The following is a 15,858-nucleotide window of genomic DNA, read 5'->3' as shown; positions in this document are numbered from 1 at the left end:
GGCGAGCGCATCGCGCCCTGACGAATCGTCAGCGGAGGCCGCGGACGAGGAAGAGCTCGGAGAGCACGCGCGTGTAGCTGTACACGTAGTGCTTTCCGTCCGGGGTAACGAGCGGCGCGCGGATGAAGGCGACCCCCGCCGTGTCGTCCGGGACGAGGTCCTTCCACTTCTCGCGATGGCCGTCGGAGAGACGGACGATATCGATGCGTGCCGGCAGGGCGCCCGGGGTGTAGACGTAGAGAGATTTTCCATCCGCGCTCCACCGGAGCGGCTGCTCCTCCGGTTCGACATGGAGGAGGGGCTCGGGCGCTCCCCCCGCGAGCGGATAGAGATGCATGGACCGGTCGGCGCCGCGCCCGATGAGCACGCGGGAGTCGGGCGAGACGAGATGCGAATAAAGGAAGACCTCCGCGCCTTCCGCCGTGAACGGTCGGGAATGTCCGGACGCGACGTCCTGGAGCCAGACGCGCGAGGGACGTCCGTTCTGGCTCATGGCGAACAGGATGCTCTTCCCATCGGGCGTCCAGTCGATCCAGAGGGGGACACCGGAGATCGGGGGGAGCGAGATGGGCGTCCCGACGCCGGTCGGAACCAGGACGAAGTGGAACGGATCGGTCAGCAGAACGGGAAGAGTGACCGCCCACTTGCCGTCGGGAGAGAGCGCGAAGGAATTGCCGTCTCCGAGGCGGATCGGCGAGGGATCTCCCGCATGAAGCACGTAGATCGAGCCCGTCGGACCGCCTCCCTCCGAGTCCTCGTCGAAGAGGAGCATTTTCCCGTCCGCCGAGAGGTCCCGCACCGCCGTGTAGTCGAGGTACGACAGGTCCCGTTCGGCCGGATCTCCCGCCATCTGTCCGTTCGCGCCGACGCGCATGCCGTCGCGGGCCAGAAGAGTGCGCCCCTTGTCGGCGTCGTGGACCGTGAGGATTCCTGGCAGTCCCAGGAGCAGCCTTTCCCGCCCGGAGCGGTCGAGCGCCCAGAGCCGGCGGTTTCCCCCTCTTCGAACTCCCGTGAACCACACCTCGTTTCCATCGGCCGACCAACAGAGCCCCTCGAGACTGTTCCAGCCCCCGGAGCGCGTCCGGACCTTTCCCCCCGTGTCGATCATCACGACCTCGCCGCTGTCTCCGCCGAAATAGGGATGGCTCTCGATCGCGATCCGATCTCCCGAAGGGGAGAACCGGGGGCGGCCCACCCACCCGGTCGACGTGAAGATCGGCTTTCCGATCGGATATTCGAGCCGGTCCCCGGTCTCGGCGCGGCGAACGACCGCGAGCGTCTTTCCGTCGGGACCCCAGTCCGCCCATTCGACGCCCTCCAGGATCTGCCGCGGCACTCCGCCGGAGAGGGAGACGTCCGCGAGGGTCCCGGACGTGTCGAACGAGGAGATGAAGTGCCTCCCGAGAGAGATCGCCATCATGGAGGAGCGCGAAATCCCCAGGAGGTCGCCGCCGAAGCCGAGCGAGCGCGAGAGCTGGCTCTCCGGACGCACGGTGAAGGTCTCGAACGGCCGCCCGGCCCACGAGGCTCCGTAGATGATCGTGTTCCCGTCCGGCGCGAAACGGGCGTCGACGATCGTTCCCCGCTGGAACGTCAGCTGCTGGTAGGTCGGGGCCGGCGCCCGGCCGCGCCGACCGATCCACAGTCCCGCCGCCCCGGCGAGCAGGGCGGCCGCCGCGATCGCGGCGGGGATCTTCCAGAATCCGCGGGGACGGCCGCGGGTCGCGAGGGCCGGCTGGCTCTGCGACGTGCCGGAGAGCGCTTCGAGATCGAACGCGACGTCGCCGGCGGACTGAAATCGCGCCGACGGCGATTTTTCGAGGCAATGCCGGACGATGCGGTCGAGAGAGGGCGAAATGCTGCGGCCCGTCTCCACGAGCTCCGGAGGTTCCTCCCGGAGGATCGCGCTCATCGTCTCGACGGCGGAATCGCCGCGGAAGGCGCGGCGCCCCGAGAGCATTTCGTAGAAGACCGCGCCGAAGGAGAACACGTCGCTGCGATGGTCGACGTCGCGGCCGCGCACCTGTTCCGGCGACATGTACCCGACCGTCCCCATCACGGTTCCGGGCTCGGTCCCCGCGGGAGTCGTCGGGGCGTTCGTTTCCGCCGACGCGGGCCCCAGCTTCTTCGCGAGTCCGAAGTCGAGGATCTTGACCCGGCCGTCTTCGGTCAGGAACACGTTCTCGGGTTTCAGATCGCGGTGCACGACGCCTTTCTCGTGCGCCGCGGCGAGGCCGCGCGCGATCTGGACGGCGACCTCCACGGCTCGTCTCGGCGGGAAGGGGCCGGCATCGAGCTTCTCGCGGAGCGTCCTCCCTTCGAGGAGCTCCGTCACGGCGTAGGCGGTGCCTTCGTGCGAGCCGAAGTCGAATATCGAGAGGATGTTCGGGTGGTTCAGGGCCGCGACCGCGTGCGCCTCGCGCTCGAATCGCGCGAGAGCGTCGCGATCCCCGGCGATCGATTCCGGCAGAACCTTGACGGCGACTTCGCGCTGGAGTTTCGAGTCACGGGCGCGGTACACCTCGCCCATCCCTCCGGAGCCGAGGGGAGCGATGATCTCGTAAGTGCCGAGCCGGGTTCCGGGCGAGAGTCTCAGGGCGCTATCCCGAGCGGATCTTACCGCCGGTCGGGCGCTATACTTAGCGGCAGATCTCGCGGGAGGTCCCATGAAGATCTTCGGGGTCGCCGCCGCCGCTCTCGTCTGCCTTTCCCGAATCTCGTCCGCCGGCGGAGTCAACCTGGTGTCCAACGCCGATTTCGCCGGATCGCTCGCGACCTGGACGTCGAGCTTCGCGACCTTCGACGGGCTCCACAGCGCGACTGCGGACGGGACCGGATCGGCGCTCGGGAGCTTCACGCTCCCGAACAACGCCGCTTACGGGAACGCGAACGGTCTCACCCAGTGCATCGCGGGGATCGTTCCCGGGACGACCTACTTCTTCGGCGGCAAGGTCCTGATCCCCGGAAACCAGACCGGAACGGGAGGAGGATCGATCGCGATCCAGTGGTACTCGAGCACGACCTGCACCGGCTTCATCACGAACGACTCGACCCCGATCGCGATCACTCCCACCGATGCCACCGACGTCTGGCACTTTCTCCAGGGAAATCAGGCCGCGCCCGGCGGAGCGGGAAGCGTGCTCGTGATCGGCGAGATCCAGAACAACTCGGGCGCGGGAAACGCCTTCGCGGTCAACTTCGACGAGATCTTTCTCCAGACGACGCCCCCGGTCCCTCCCGTGAGCGTTCCGGTGATCGAGTGGCCGGCGCTCGCGCTTCTGGCCGCCTCCGTCGCCGCCGTCGGGATCCTTCGCCTGAACCGGTCTTCCTGATCGGCGGGCCCCGCTTCTCTAATCGCTGTAGTCGGGGCGGGCAAGAACCCACGGCCGCCCGTGACCCTGGACCCGGATCGCCATCGCGTGGCGTCCGCGCCGGAAGTTCGGTCTCGCGAACGTGAGGACGTAGTAGCCGGTGATCGCGCGGGTCACTTTGTCCATCGCGAGCTTCGGGAGGCGGTTCGTCTTGACGTACAGCCCGCCGGTGTCTTCGGCGAGCTCCTTCAGGCCGGCGGCCATGGAATGGAAATCGGCCGACGTGACGTCGAGGGCGAAGACCGAAGTATGCGATCGAGCCAGGGCGGCGCGAGCCCAGCCGTAGTTGTGATCGAGGATCAGCCCCATCTTCGAGTCGAAATTCCCGATCCCCCAGCCGAAGAAGAGCAGCGATTTCGATCCGGGAAGCGCTTCGAGCGCCTGCCCGATGACACGGAGCGCGTGTTCCGGGAGCGTCGCCCTGCCCGCCATGCGGAAATCGAGCGACGCCGCGAGCGAGGGGAAGGCTCCGGGGGGCGGAGGGTCGACGCGATCGAAATAGAGCGTCCGGTCGATCGCGTGCCGCAGTTTCTGGTGGTCGCCGGTGAAGTCCTGGCGGAGTTTCAGGTGCGAATCGAACGACAGGACCGCGATGCGGTCGTCCGGCGAACAGGTGTCGAGGAAGGCGTGGGCCTCGCGGATCATGCGCATCTGGCCGGTGATCCGCGATTCCTCGTAGTCGGTCTGGAAGAAGATCACGATGAGCCGTCCGGGAATGGCTCCGAGCCGGGCGCCGGGAGGCTCCTCGGCGGCGGAGCCCGGCGCCGGAACGGGCGCTCCCGCCGTCGACACCCACTCGACCGATTCGACCGGAACCGACGAGCCGTCCACCCGCAGCGCGAAGTCCGATGCGGAAAGGCCGGTGAGAGGGTTGCCGGCATAGTCGATCACGTGGACGTCGACGACGACCTTCTCGGAAGAGACGGTCTCCTGGAAACGGCCCGCGGGATCGTCGGCCAGCACGGGGAAGGCGGCGAGAACGAGCGCGGCAGCGAGGCCGATGCCCCCTTTCACGCCGTCAGTCTACGCTCGTTCAAATTGCCGGGAACATCCGTCCGCGGTTTTCGTCTCTTCGGAGAAGCGGCGACGGGAGGACGAAAGATGAGCGTATTCCGCATCCCCGAGGGGGCCCGGCGCGGGGGGGCCCTTCTCCTCCTGGCGACCGTGACGTCGGTCGCCTCCGCGTCCGACCGGAAATTCCTCTCCGGATACGCCGGCACGATCCCTCCGCGGGACTCCGACCGCGCGCGGACGTACTTCGAGAAGCCGGCCGTTCGCGCGCTCCTCGGGCGGCTCGAATCGGGGAGCGTTCCGTCCGTCGAGGTCGACGCGCTGCTGAAGGGAAGCGGCGCGTCCGTCGAGGATCTCCAGCGCGTCGGGCTCCTGCGCCGGGACGAAGATCGGTTCGCGATCGGGTTCGCGTATTTCACCGCGGAGGACATGAAGGCGATTTACGCGGTCGCCGATCGCGCCGCGGCGGATCTCGCGGCGGCCTACCGCGGACGGAAGCGCGAATTCGACCGCATCCTGCGCGGATACCCCGCGACGGGAGTCCCGCGCGACGAACTCGCCTTCGTGCTTCTCGCCGGCTTCAGCCTCAACTGGGACGGTCTCGCTCTGACGCGCGAGATGGGGCTCCGCCGGCCGCGGCTGGTCGAAGGGAAGGACTTCCGGTACAGCTTCTGGGCCTCCGAGGACGTCCCCGGCCGCGACTACCGCGAGTTCTACTGGGGGAGCTCGACGTATCCGCTGGAGGGAGCCGGCGTCGCGGCGCCCCGGGCATTCTCGTTCTCGTCGTTCGGCGATCCCGAGAGCGATCCGCGCATGAATTTTCCCGACCTCGCGTTTCTCTCCGCCGGCGAGCTCGCGCCTTCCGTCCGATCCGCCGCGGAGCGCGTGGGACTTCGGGACACCGAGGAGATGGGGGAGAAGTTCCACGGCGTCCTCGGAGGAAACGTGCTTCGCGCGGCCGCCGACGTCCTCTTCGCGCTGAGGAAATCACCACTCCCGGCCGGGACGATCGCCGGCATCACCGGGAACGATCCCGGACCGCTGCTGGCGCTCCTCGAGGAGATCGGGTACGTCGCGTCGGACCGGAAGGGCCTGTACCGGCTGACGGTTCCCGTCCTCGACGATTCCGACCGGGAGATGGTCGAGAAGCTCCTGGCGACGAGCCGAAACGTCATGCGCCCCTGGCTCGAGTCCCACGCGGCGGGGATCCGACGCGAGCTCGCGGGGCTCACCGCGATCCGAGCGGGCCTCTCGTTCGAGGAAGTCTTCACCCAGGTCTGGCACGAGATCTTCGGAGCGACCACCCGCGAGCTCGTGCGTGACGGGGTGATCGCGAGCGCTTACGGCCGGGAGGCGCGGTCGAAGGGGTCATTCTCGGTGCTGTGGCGCCCGCGCCTGTACGCGTTCATTCCGGGCTGATCCCACGCCGCGGCGTCACCTCTTCGTCCACAGGATGTCCCACGCCTCCCGCCGTTCGGCGAACCCCGTGATCCTTCCCGCCGCATCGCGCCGGAAGATCTTCCGATACCTCGGCTTGCCCGGGACGAAGAGCACGTCGGGCGCCTCCGCGCGGATCTCCTCCCAGGGACGGCCCGTCTGCCGTCCCTCGAGCCTTTCCCCTTTCGGGCGGATCTCGTAATCGATTCCGGGCGCGAGTCCGTACGTGCCCGAATACTCCCGGCGCCGGGCCTCGGACAGCGGCACGGAGGGCGGGTCGGTTCTTAGCGCGAGCACCTGGCCGGCGACGAGGCGCCAGCCGCCGGAAGTCTTCCGCCATGTGTCGGTCGTCCGGTACTGGCAGCGGAGAGCGTGGCCGTGGTAGTCCTCGTTCTCGTCTTCGACGTGCGTCGCCACGGCGACGTCGCCATGGACGGCGGCGTGGAAATCGGTGACCCGGATCGTTCCGGATACGCCGGCCGGAAGCGGCTTCGTGCCCTCGACCATCTCCTTCTTCGTCGAGACGGTTCCGTTCTCGTCGGTGTACCGCACGTCCGGATCGAGGTACTTATCCCAGACCTTCGCATCTCCCGCCGAGACCGCATCGAAGAGCTCCTGGGTCTGCTTCTCGAGCAGCGCCGCGATGCCGGAGTCCTCGGTCGCCCCGAGCGGCAGGGCGGGGGCGAGAACGAAGAGCGCGAGGGCGATATTCGTGAGCCTCACGGCGGACCTCCGGGCGCGATCGTAGCTCCGCCGAAGAACTCTTCGGTGCGATTTCCGTATCTCGCCGTGTGAAAGTTCTCCTCTGGCTCCTGCTCCTCGTGGTCTGCTGGCCCGTGGCGCTCCTGGCGCTCGTCCTCTATCCGTTCGTCTGGCTGCTGCTCCTCCCCTTCCGGATCGTCGGGGTCGCGGTCGAAGGCGTGCTCGCCTTCCTCCGGGCGCTCTTCTTCCTCCCCGCGCGAGTGCTGAGCGGTCGGCGCTGACGGAGGCCGGAGCGCTCGTCCGGTTCCGACAGCGATCCAACGAGGCCGGATTCTCCTGGCGGCGCGGGGCTCGCGACCCGCGGGCGGTCGCCTCTGACGCCCGCACGGCACGGCGACGCGCCGCCCGCCGCGAGACCCTTCAAAACCCCTTCTCACCGTCCGCCGTTCCGCTCGCTTTTTGCGAAAGGAGCAGGAGAGGGCCCGTCCGGGTGAGATTTCGAGGTGTTTGGAGACACTCTTGGGACAAACGCCCGAGGGCGGGAAGCGCGGAGTCGGCGGCCGACCGGATTCGGAGGGGGAAGGGGCCATGAACAAAATCCGGAGGGTGGGGATGCTCGCGGCGGGTCTGGCGGCGGCGGTCCTGTTCGCCGGAGCCGGGGCGCGGCTCCTCGCCAGTTGCAGCGATCTCGGTCTCCCTTTCACGGATCTCGGCTCGGAGACGACGTTCTGCGCGGCGATCGCCGAAGCGTATTTCTCGGGCCTGACGAACGGGACGACGGCGACGACGTACAGCCCGTCCACCCTCGTGCCGCGCGACCAGATGGCGGCTTTCATCACGCGCACGCTCGACCAGTCGCTCCTGCGGGGAAACCGGCGGGCGGCGCTCGACCAGTGGTGGACGCCGGCACCGCTCTTCCCCTCCGGGCTCGCTTTGACCAGCGTGGGGATGGCCCCGAGTCGTCTCGCGTGCGACGGAGCGGACGTGTGGGTGACCAACTCCGAGGGGGGAACGGTCTCCCGCGTCCGGGCGAGCGACGGCAAGAACCTGGAAACCTGGACCGGAATGACGAGCCCGTTCGGAATCATCGCGGCGATGGGCCGCGTCTTCGTCACCGGGTTCGGGGGGCATCTCTACGAGATCGATCCGAGCCAGGCGGCGGGGGCGGCGACGACGGCGGCGAACACCCTCCTGGCGGAAGCGTCGGGGATCGCCTTCGACGGCGACAAGATCTGGATCGCCCACCAGGCGAACCCGGGGGGCGGCATCTCCATCGTCACGCCGGGATCGTCGACGCCATGGAGCGTGACCACCGTGACGAACGGCTTCACGTCGCCGTACGGCATCGTCTTCGACGGCACCGGGATGTGGGTGACGGATCTCGCGGCCAACACGTTCCTGAAGCTCGACTCGAACGCGGCGATCGTGCAGACGGTTGCCGTGGGGCACGAGCCCACGTATCCGGCGTTCGATGGTCACAACTTCTGGGTCCCGAACCACAACGACGATTCCGTGACGGTCGTTCGGGCGAGCGACGGAGCCGTCCTCAAGACCTTCTCGGCGGGGCACGGGAACCAGAACGGACTGTCCCAGCCTCTCCAGGCGGTTTTCGACGGGCAGCGGATCCTCGTTCTGAATTCCGCCGGATTCTCGCTCTTCAAGGCCGCCGACCTGAGCGTCATCGGAAATTCCTCACCGAGCGGCGTGAGCACGCCGTTCGGCGCGTGCTCCGACGGCGTGAACTTCTGGGCGGCGTTCAACGCTTCCGGAAAGATCGGCCGTTTCTGATCATGCGTCGAGGGAAGGAGGAAGCGGGCGTGAAGGTCGGACTTCGAAAACTCGCGATGCCCCTGGCGGTCGTGTCGATGGCATTCCTTTTCGCCGGGTTCGGCGTGCGGGTGCTGGCGAGCTGCAGCGGCTTCGGTCTGCCGTTCACGGACCTCGGCTCGGAGACGACGTTCTGCGCCGCGATCGCCGAGGCGTATTTCTCCGGGCTCACGAACGGGACCTCGGCGACGACTTACGACCCGACCGGCAACGTCCCGCGAGACCAGATGGCGGCCTTCATCACGCGCACCCTCGACCAGTCGCTGCTGCGGGGAAGCCCCCGGGCGGCCCTCGACCAGTGGTGGACGCAGACGCCGCACTACGACAAGGCGAGCCTCGGCCTGACGAGCGTCGGCGACATCCCCATTCTTCTCAAGAGTGACGGGGCGGACGTCTGGGTGGCCAACCGAAACGGCGGCACGGTGTCGCGCGTCCGGGGGAGCGACGGGACGAAGCTCGAGGATTGGACGGGAGCCACCAGCGCATGCGGCGTCCTCATCGCCCTCGGGAGGGTTTTCGTCACCGGAGACATTCCCCCCAACGGCATGAACCAGCCTCAACCCGGCAAGCTCTACATGATCGATCCGGCAGCTCCGGCGGGTCCGGTCATCCCGGTCACCAGCGCACTCGCGAGCTTCCCCTGCGGCATCGCCTTCGACGGCAGCAAGATCTGGACGGCGAGCTCGGGCGGAGGAGGTCAGCCGAGCGGCGTCTCGATCGTCACGCCCGGCACGTGGAGCGTCGCCACGGTCACGACCGGATTCTCGGAGCTCTCGGGGATCATCTTCGACGGAAGCCACATCTGGGTGGCCGACTTCGGGGCGGCGAAGCTCTTCAAGCTCGATGCGAACGGGGCGATCCTGCAGACCGTCACGGTGGGGACGGAGCCCGCGAATCCCGCATTCGATGGTCACAACCTCTGGGTGCCGAACTGGGGCGCGGATTCCCTGACGGTGGTGCGGGCTTCCGACGGAACGGTGCTCAAGACCTTCTCCGCCGCAAACGGAAACCAGAACGGATTGAGCCGGCCGAACCAGGCGGCGTTCGACGGTCAGAGGATCCTCGTGAGCGACTCCAACGTCTTCGGCTTCTCTCTCTTCAAGGCCGCGGATCTGAGCGTCATCGGAAACGTGGCGACGCCGGGCATCCAGCCTTTCGGGGTGTGCAGCGACGGGATCAGTTTCTGGGTGACGTTCCCGAATACTGCTTCCCCCGGCACGGGAAAAGTCGGGCGGTTCTGACCGGGCGCCGGAGCAAAGGAGAAAGTTGGCATGAAGGACGGATTTCGAAGGCTCGCGATGCTCCTGGCAGGTGTGACGATGGCGCTCGTGTTCGCGGGCACGGCATGGCGGGCGCTCGCCGTCTGTAGCGGTTTCGGTCTCCCGTTCACGGACCTCGGCTCCGAGACGACGTTCTGCGCGGAGATTGCCGAAGCGTATTTCTCGGGGCTCACGAACGGGACCTCGGCGACCACCTACGGGCCGGCCGGCAACGTGCCACGCGACCAGATGGCGGCCTTCATCACGCGGACGCTCGACCAGTCACTCCTGCGCGGAAGCCGGCGGGCCGCGTTGAACCAGAGATGGAACCAGACCCCGCACTACGACCTGGCCGGTCTCGGGGCCACGAGCGTCGGGACGGATCCTGTCCTTCTCAAGAGCGACGGAGCGGACGTCTGGGTGGCCAACGGCGACGGCACCGTGTCGCGGGTGCGGGCGAGCGACGGGAAGAACCTGGGAACGTGGACGGGCGCGTCGAAAGCGGCCGGCGTTCTGATCGCGATGGGAAAGGTGTTCATCACGGGAGAAACCGATCCGGGAAAGCTGTACATGATCAGTCCGGATGGCTCGCCCGGGGCCGTCACCGTGGTCGCCAGCACTCTCGGAACCAACCCTCTCGGGATCACGTTTGACGGCGACAGGATCTGGACGGCGAATTTCAACACCGCGACGGGGGGCAGCGTCTCCATCGTCACTCCCGGAACCTCGACGCCCTGGATCGTCGCGCCGGCGGGCTCGGGACTCAGCGCGCCCGCCGGCATCCTCTTCGACGGCAACAACGTCTGGGTGACGGACTATTCGGCGGGGAAGGTCGTCAAGCTGAGCTCCGCCGGCGTGATTCTCCAGACCGTCACCGTGGGGAGCGGTCCGCTGTTTCCGGCCTTCGACGGCCACAACATCTGGGTGCCGAACAGTCTGAGCGATTCCCTGACAGTCGTCCGCGCAGCCGACGGGACCGTCTTGAAGACGTTCTCGGCCGGAAACGGCGATGCGAACGGCCTGAGCAGTCCGCAGGCGGCGGCGTTCGACGGGCAGAGAATACTCGTGACGAACAACAACGGCGGTCTTTCGCTCTTCAAGGCGGCGGATCTCACCATCATCGGGAATCCTTCGACGCCCGGCGTCAGCGCACCGTATGGCGTCTGCAGCGACGGGATCGGTTTCTGGGTGACTTTCATCGGCTCCGGAAAGATCGGTCGATTCTGAGAAGATCGACGTCCGGCTCGGCGCGTTCTCGCCCCAAACCGCCGTCTGTTGCTCGTGAAGCCCCGGCGCCGGTGCCCGGCGGAGACCGTTGACGTAAGATCCCGGCAATCCAAACCGGCGCGCCTGGACGCGGGGGGACGATGTCCGAAGGCGACGAAGAAGTCACGGAGGTCGGCGCGGCGCCCGCGGAATCGAAGTCCGCGTCTCCGAGCGAATCGCCTACCGAAATTTCGTCGGCGGCCCCCGGCCCGATCCCGGCTCATATCCGTCCTCCCGTGCTCCCGAATTACGAGATCGTGGGGTTCATCGGCGAGGGGGGGATGGGGCGCGTCTTCGAGGCGGTCGACCGGCAACTCGGCCGGACCGTCGCGCTCAAGTGCATCCGCGGCGACGACGCGGACTTGATCGCGCGGTTCCTGCAGGAAGCGCGCGCCCAGGCGCGCATCGAGCACGAGAACGTCTGCCGCGTCTTCCAGGCGGGTGAATCCGGGGGCCAGCCCTTCATCGCGATGCAGTTCCTGCGCGGACGCTCGCTCGGCGCGGAGGAACGCTCGCTGACGCTCGAGCAGAAGGTCCTGATCATGCGCGACGTCGCGGCGGCGCTCCAGGCGGCCCATCGCATCGGCATCATCCACCGGGACCTGAAGCCCGCCAACATCATCGTCGAACGGACGGAAGCGGGGGGAGTGCACGCCTTCGTCGTCGATTTCGGCCTGGCTCGGGACGTGGAAGAGGGCGGCCTGACGATGACGGGGAGCCTCGCGGGAACGCCGTCCTTCATGTCCCCCGAGCAGGCCCGGGGGGATCGCCAGGCGGTCGACCGCCGCTCGGACGTGTACAGCCTCGGAGCGACGCTCTACGCGATCCTCGCCGGCCGCCCGCCGTTCGAGGGCGAGAGCACGTTCGACGTCCTGACGAAGGTCGTGCAGGAGGATCCGGCGCCGCTCGCCTCCGTCGTTCCCGGCGTGCCGCCGGACCTCGCCACCATCGTCATGAAATGCCTCGAGAAGGACCCCGCGATGCGCTATCCCTCGGCGCGCGAGCTCTCCGAGGACCTATCCCTTTACCTCGCCGGCGAGCCGATCCGCGCCCGGGGCGCGTCGGCGATCTACCGTCTTCGGAAGAAGGCGCGGAAGCACCGTGCCATCGTCGCGGTCGGCGGCGCCGCGGCGGTGCTCCTCGCGGCGGCGGGAGCGTTCGCGCTGCGCACGCGTCTGCAGGCGTCCGCGCGGGAGCGTTTTTCCCGGGATCTCGGCCAGGAGGCCGAGAAGATCGAGTGGCTGATGCGCGCGGCCGAGCAGAGCCCGATCCACGACATCCGGCGGGAACGGAAGCTCGTCGCCGCGATGATGGAACGGATGGGCACGCGAATCGAGGGAGAGCCGCGCGAGATCCGGGCGGCCGGACTCTTCGCTCTGGCGCGGGGCGACCTCGCGCTCGGTGATCCGCGCTCCGCTCGGGCGCGCCTCGATGCGGCCGCCTCTCTCGGAGAGGAGAGCCCGGACGCGGCCTACGCGCGAGGGCTCGCTCTTTCCCGGATCTACGCGGAAGAGCTCCGCGACGCCGACCGGATCGGCGAAAAGTCGATCCGGGAGCGGAAGCGGCGCGAGCTCCACGGCGCCTACGTCGTGCCCGCGCTCGAGGCGCTTCGCCGCGGGCGCGCGTCGGCGACGGCGGCGCCCGAATACGCGGAGGCGCTGATCGCCCGCTACGAGGGGCGTCCCGACGACGCCGTCAAGCTCGCGCGGCGGGCGCTCGAGCGTCTTCCGTGGCTGCACGAGGCGGCGGTTCTCGAGGGAGACGTGGCTCTCGCCGAGGGCCATCGGCACCGCGAGCGCGCGGAGTACCCGCAGGCGATGGCGAAGCTCCGGGAGGCGGCGGGACTCTACGCCGAGGCATCGGCGATCGGGCGCAGCGCGGCGTCGGCCTACGAGGCGGAGTGCTCGGCGTGGGCGGAAATCATGTACGTCGAGAACGATCTCGAGCAGGACCCCGCCGACGCGTACGGAAGGGCGGTCGATTCCTGCGGGAAGGCGCGGCGCGTCGACCCGGCGGACGCCGGCGCGTTCCACCAGCTCGCCTTCGCCGAGTGGCAGTGGGGACAGCACCAGCTCGCCCGGGGACAGGATCCCTCCGCCGCGCTCCAGCGTTCGATCGAGGCGAGCGCGGCCGCGCAGCGTCTTCGTCCGCGCTGGGCCGAATCGGACAACTCCATGGGGATCGCGTACGGCTACCTCGCGCGCGTCACGATGTTCCGGGGCGGGGATCCCCGGCCGCTCCTGCGGAATGCGATCGCGAGCTTCGACCGCGCGCTCGCGATCGACCCGAACTTCGCGTACGCGTGGCTGACGCGGGGGCTCGGATTCTTCGATCTCGGGAGGGACGCCGCGCGCCGGGGCGACGACCCGCGGAAGGACTTCGATGTCGCGATCGAGAACGAGCGCAGGGCGCTGGCGCTCGATTCCGCCTGGACGTTTCCCCGCGAGAGCCTCGCCCAGGCGTTCTTCCAGCGGGCGCTCTGGGAGGCGGCCCACGGCGGCGACGCGGAGGCTTCGTTTTCCGGCGCCGTCGAGGCCTTCGACGTCTGTGCCCGCGCGGGCGACGATTCGCCATCCCTCCACGTCGCGTTCGGCGACGTGCTCGCGGCGCACGCGCGATACCTCCGGGAGCGGGGAAAGGGAGGGACCGGCGACTCGGCGCGCCGGGCCATCGAGCATTACCGATCGGCGCTCCCGCACTGGCCGGAACGCGGCAAGATCGAGGCGAAGATCGCCGAGACCGAGAAGCTGCTCGCGCCCGCGGGGAACGTCCGATGAAGGCGGCCGTCAATGTCGGCCGGGCGCGGCGCGTTCTCGAGCGCGCCGGCTATGGGGTCTGGGAGGTCTCGATCCCCGCCGCCTCGGGCGTGCTCGCTCCCCATCGCCACGATCGGGCGCAGCTTCATCTCGTGCTCGAAGGGGAATATTCAGAGTCGGCACGCGGGCGCGAACATGCCCTCGGGCCCGGGTCCGTGCTCTTCCGCCCCGCCGGCGAGAGCCATTCGAACGCGTTCGGAAACGCCGAAGTGCACGGAATGCTGATCGAGCTGGACGGAACCGCCGCGGAGGCGCTCCTTCCGGGGATCCTGCGGGATACGCCGTTCTATCGGGCCGCCGCGACATCCGAGCCGCTCGCCAGGGCCTTCGACCTCGAAGCCCGGCGCGGCGACCCGGAGTCGGCGACGGCGATCGCCGGCCTGGTTCACTGTCTCGCCGCCGAGGTGTCGCGACTCGGGCGCGGATCGCCGCGCGAGGGCGTCGAACCGGCGTGGCTGGCCGAGGCGGCCGGGGTCCTTCGTCGACGCGCGTCGGAGGACCTGCGGCTTTCGCGGCTCGCCGCGATCGTCGGGGTTCCGCCGGTTCGCCTCGCCGCCGCATTCCGGCGGCACTTCCGTTGTTCGGCCGGCGAGTATCTCCGCCGCGTTCGCATGGCGCGCTCCCGCGCTCTCCTCGCGAATTCGGACGCGCCCATCGCGGAGATCGCGGTCGTCTGCGGCTTTTTCGATCAGGCGCATTTCTCCCGCGCTTTCAAGAAGCACCATGGCGCGACGCCGGGCGAATTCCGCCGGTCTCGACGCGCCTAGGTACAAAGCCGCTCCGTTCGTACAAGACACGGCCGCGCGGGCCCCCGATCATCGCGCCGAAGGAGGAGACCGATGCCGAGGACCGCGCGAATCCTGCGGAGCGTCCTGGCCGCGATCGTGGGTTACGCCGCCATCGCGGTCGGAACGACGATCGTCTTTCGCCTGGCGCATGGGATCAATCTGAAGTCGCCGCCGTCGCACCTCGTGTTCGGGACGCTCGGAATTCTCGCCGCGGGAATCGCGGGCGGCTGGATCGCCGCGTGGGTCGGGGGACGACGACCCGTCGCCCATGCGGCGTCGGTGCTGATCTTCCTTCTCGCGGATTCCACGACGGTCCTCTTCTTCCGGAAGCGCCACGAGCCGCTCTGGTTCGGCGTCATGAGCGCGGCCGGGCTGATGGCGGCGACCGTCGCGGGAGGATTCGTGCGCGCGGCCTGGGAAGAACGGAAGGAGAGATCCGGCGCGTCCTCTCTCCGGCCGGCCACGTGAGCGGCGCCGCGCCGCGGCGAACGCTTATCCTCGGGTGGCGCGGCGCTCCCGCAGCATCGCGGCCGCGACGAAGGCAGCTCCGAGCGACAGGTATGCCGCGCGCGCGAGCGCGCCGGTCGCGCCGCCCGCGATGCCGCAGAAGTCCGTGTCCCGGACGCCCGAGAGAGCCGCGTACCAGAGCGCAAGGAAGATCCCGGAAAACAGCTTGCCGCCGCGCGTGAGCCACCCGGCGCCCGCGGCGAACCCGGCGACGAAGAGCAGACCGGAGATCCACGCGAAGGCGCGGGCGGGGGAGAGCAGGAAGAACCGGACGAACAGGGGGAGTCCGGCAGCTTCGAGGAACAGGGCGAGCGACGCGGCCTTCCAGAGCGCGGCGGAGCGAGGGATTCCGGGTTGCGAGAAGACGAGGCCGGCCGTTCCGGAGAGCTCTTCGCGCGCGGCCGTTTCGGCGACGATCGGGACGATCAGCACGAGCCATGCCGCCGCGATTCCGGTCAGCGTCGCCGCCGGAACGGCGAGCGATGCGAGGGCCGCTGCCGCCAGCAGCCACTTCGCCGCCGGAGCGGATTGCCACACGAGCAAGGCTTCCGCGGCGATCGAGCGGGCCGCGGATGGTCGGGGATGCGCATGGAAGCTCGCGGGCGCGGGAGCGCTCGGCACCGAAGCAGTCTCGGCCTGGACGACCGGGGCACCGGCCTTCGGGCGCCGCTTGTGAAGGCGGCGTCGCGCCGGGTCGAAGCGGTCGAAGAGAAGAAGCGCCCCGACCAGGGGCGGGATCGCCCAAAGGAAATTGCCGAGGCGCACCGCGACGGTCCGGGGCGTGATTCGGATGCCGCGCCAGGCGACGCGCTCCGGCGGGCGGTCCATGACGATGTGTCCGGTCGAGAACGTATCCTTCTTCGCACCCGGCACC

General features: G+C 68.8%; 13 protein-coding genes. 9 read left to right on the top strand and 4 right to left on the bottom strand.

The window, feature by feature from the left end; genetic code table 11:
* Positions 1-28: 28 nt before the first annotated feature.
* A complete protein-coding gene (locus tag VFS34_06680) occupies positions 29-2,668 on the bottom strand; it encodes a protein kinase (protein HET9794131.1) in 2,640 nt (879 codons plus the stop codon).
* Between VFS34_06680 and VFS34_06675 the strand changes: the two genes are divergently transcribed.
* Positions 2,667-3,332 carry a hypothetical protein gene (locus tag VFS34_06675; GenBank protein HET9794130.1) on the top strand — a complete coding sequence of 222 codons (666 nt, stop codon included), beginning with the start codon at positions 2,667-2,669 and terminating at the stop codon, positions 3,330-3,332. The genes VFS34_06680 and VFS34_06675 overlap by 2 nt on opposite strands.
* Positions 3,333-3,350: 18 nt before the next feature.
* On the opposite strand, the gene VFS34_06670 is transcribed toward VFS34_06675, so the two are convergent.
* Entirely contained in the window at positions 3,351-4,385 is a 1,035-nt protein-coding gene (locus VFS34_06670) for a VWA domain-containing protein (GenBank protein HET9794129.1), read from the bottom strand.
* 87 nt (positions 4,386-4,472) lie between these two features.
* On the opposite strand from VFS34_06670, the gene VFS34_06665 reads away from it, so the two are divergent.
* On the top strand, positions 4,473-5,801 hold the full coding sequence (locus VFS34_06665; GenBank protein HET9794128.1) for a hypothetical protein: 1,329 nt from the start codon (positions 4,473-4,475) through the stop codon (positions 5,799-5,801).
* A 15-nt stretch (positions 5,802-5,816) separates the two neighbouring features.
* Here the strand turns inward: VFS34_06665 and VFS34_06660 are convergent, their stop codons facing one another.
* Positions 5,817-6,542, bottom strand: a complete 726-nt coding sequence (locus VFS34_06660; GenBank protein ID HET9794127.1) for a nuclear transport factor 2 family protein — start codon at positions 6,540-6,542, stop codon at positions 5,817-5,819.
* 68 nt (positions 6,543-6,610) lie between these two features.
* On the opposite strand from VFS34_06660, the gene VFS34_06655 reads away from it, so the two are divergent.
* From VFS34_06655 to VFS34_06625, 7 genes are all read left to right on the top strand, one after another.
* Entirely contained in the window at positions 6,611-6,802 is a 192-nt protein-coding gene (locus tag VFS34_06655; protein HET9794126.1) for a hypothetical protein, read from the top strand.
* Between the two features lie 307 nt (positions 6,803-7,109).
* Positions 7,110-8,309, top strand: a complete 1,200-nt coding sequence (locus VFS34_06650) for a hypothetical protein (protein HET9794125.1) — start codon at positions 7,110-7,112, stop codon at positions 8,307-8,309.
* A gap of 29 nt (positions 8,310-8,338) precedes the next feature.
* Positions 8,339-9,589 (top strand): hypothetical protein, encoded by a 1,251-nt coding sequence (locus VFS34_06645; protein ID HET9794124.1) that lies wholly within the window; start codon positions 8,339-8,341, stop codon positions 9,587-9,589.
* A gap of 30 nt (positions 9,590-9,619) precedes the next feature.
* Positions 9,620-10,834: an S-layer homology domain-containing protein gene (locus VFS34_06640; GenBank protein HET9794123.1), complete on the top strand. Its 1,215-nt coding sequence runs from the start codon at positions 9,620-9,622 to the stop codon at positions 10,832-10,834.
* 275 nt (positions 10,835-11,109) lie between these two features.
* Complete coding sequence (locus VFS34_06635) at positions 11,110-13,650, top strand: protein kinase (GenBank protein HET9794122.1); 2,541 nt, start codon at positions 11,110-11,112, stop codon at positions 13,648-13,650.
* A complete protein-coding gene (locus tag VFS34_06630; GenBank protein ID HET9794121.1) occupies positions 13,647-14,456 on the top strand; it encodes an AraC family transcriptional regulator in 810 nt (269 codons plus the stop codon). The genes VFS34_06635 and VFS34_06630 overlap by 4 nt, the downstream gene beginning before the upstream one ends.
* A 72-nt stretch (positions 14,457-14,528) precedes the next feature.
* Positions 14,529-14,945 (top strand): hypothetical protein, encoded by a 417-nt coding sequence (locus tag VFS34_06625; GenBank protein HET9794120.1) that lies wholly within the window; start codon positions 14,529-14,531, stop codon positions 14,943-14,945.
* A 24-nt stretch (positions 14,946-14,969) separates the two neighbouring features.
* Here the strand turns inward: VFS34_06625 and VFS34_06620 are convergent.
* Positions 14,970-15,858: hypothetical protein (locus VFS34_06620; GenBank protein ID HET9794119.1), on the bottom strand; the 889-nt coding region annotated here is incomplete at its 5' end.

Source organism: Thermoanaerobaculia bacterium (assembly GCA_035717485.1).
Lineage (GTDB): Bacteria > Acidobacteriota > Thermoanaerobaculia > UBA5066 > DATFVB01 > DATFVB01.
This window is presented reverse-complemented; position numbering and strand designations above follow the sequence as displayed.

Coding starts and splice junctions, on each gene's coding strand:
- VFS34_06675 (HET9794130.1), top strand. CDS start 2,667: ATGAAGATCTTCGGGGTCGCCGCCGCCGCTCTCGTCTGCCTTTCCCGA.
- VFS34_06625 (HET9794120.1), top strand. CDS start 14,529: ATGCCGAGGACCGCGCGAATCCTGCGGAGCGTCCTGGCCGCGATCGTG.
- VFS34_06680 (HET9794131.1), bottom strand. CDS start 2,668: ATGGGACCTCCCGCGAGATCTGCCGCTAAGTATAGCGCCCGACCGGCG.
- VFS34_06650 (HET9794125.1), top strand. CDS start 7,110: ATGAACAAAATCCGGAGGGTGGGGATGCTCGCGGCGGGTCTGGCGGCG.
- VFS34_06665 (HET9794128.1), top strand. CDS start 4,473: ATGAGCGTATTCCGCATCCCCGAGGGGGCCCGGCGCGGGGGGGCCCTT.
- VFS34_06640 (HET9794123.1), top strand. CDS start 9,620: ATGAAGGACGGATTTCGAAGGCTCGCGATGCTCCTGGCAGGTGTGACG.
- VFS34_06630 (HET9794121.1), top strand. CDS start 13,647: ATGAAGGCGGCCGTCAATGTCGGCCGGGCGCGGCGCGTTCTCGAGCGC.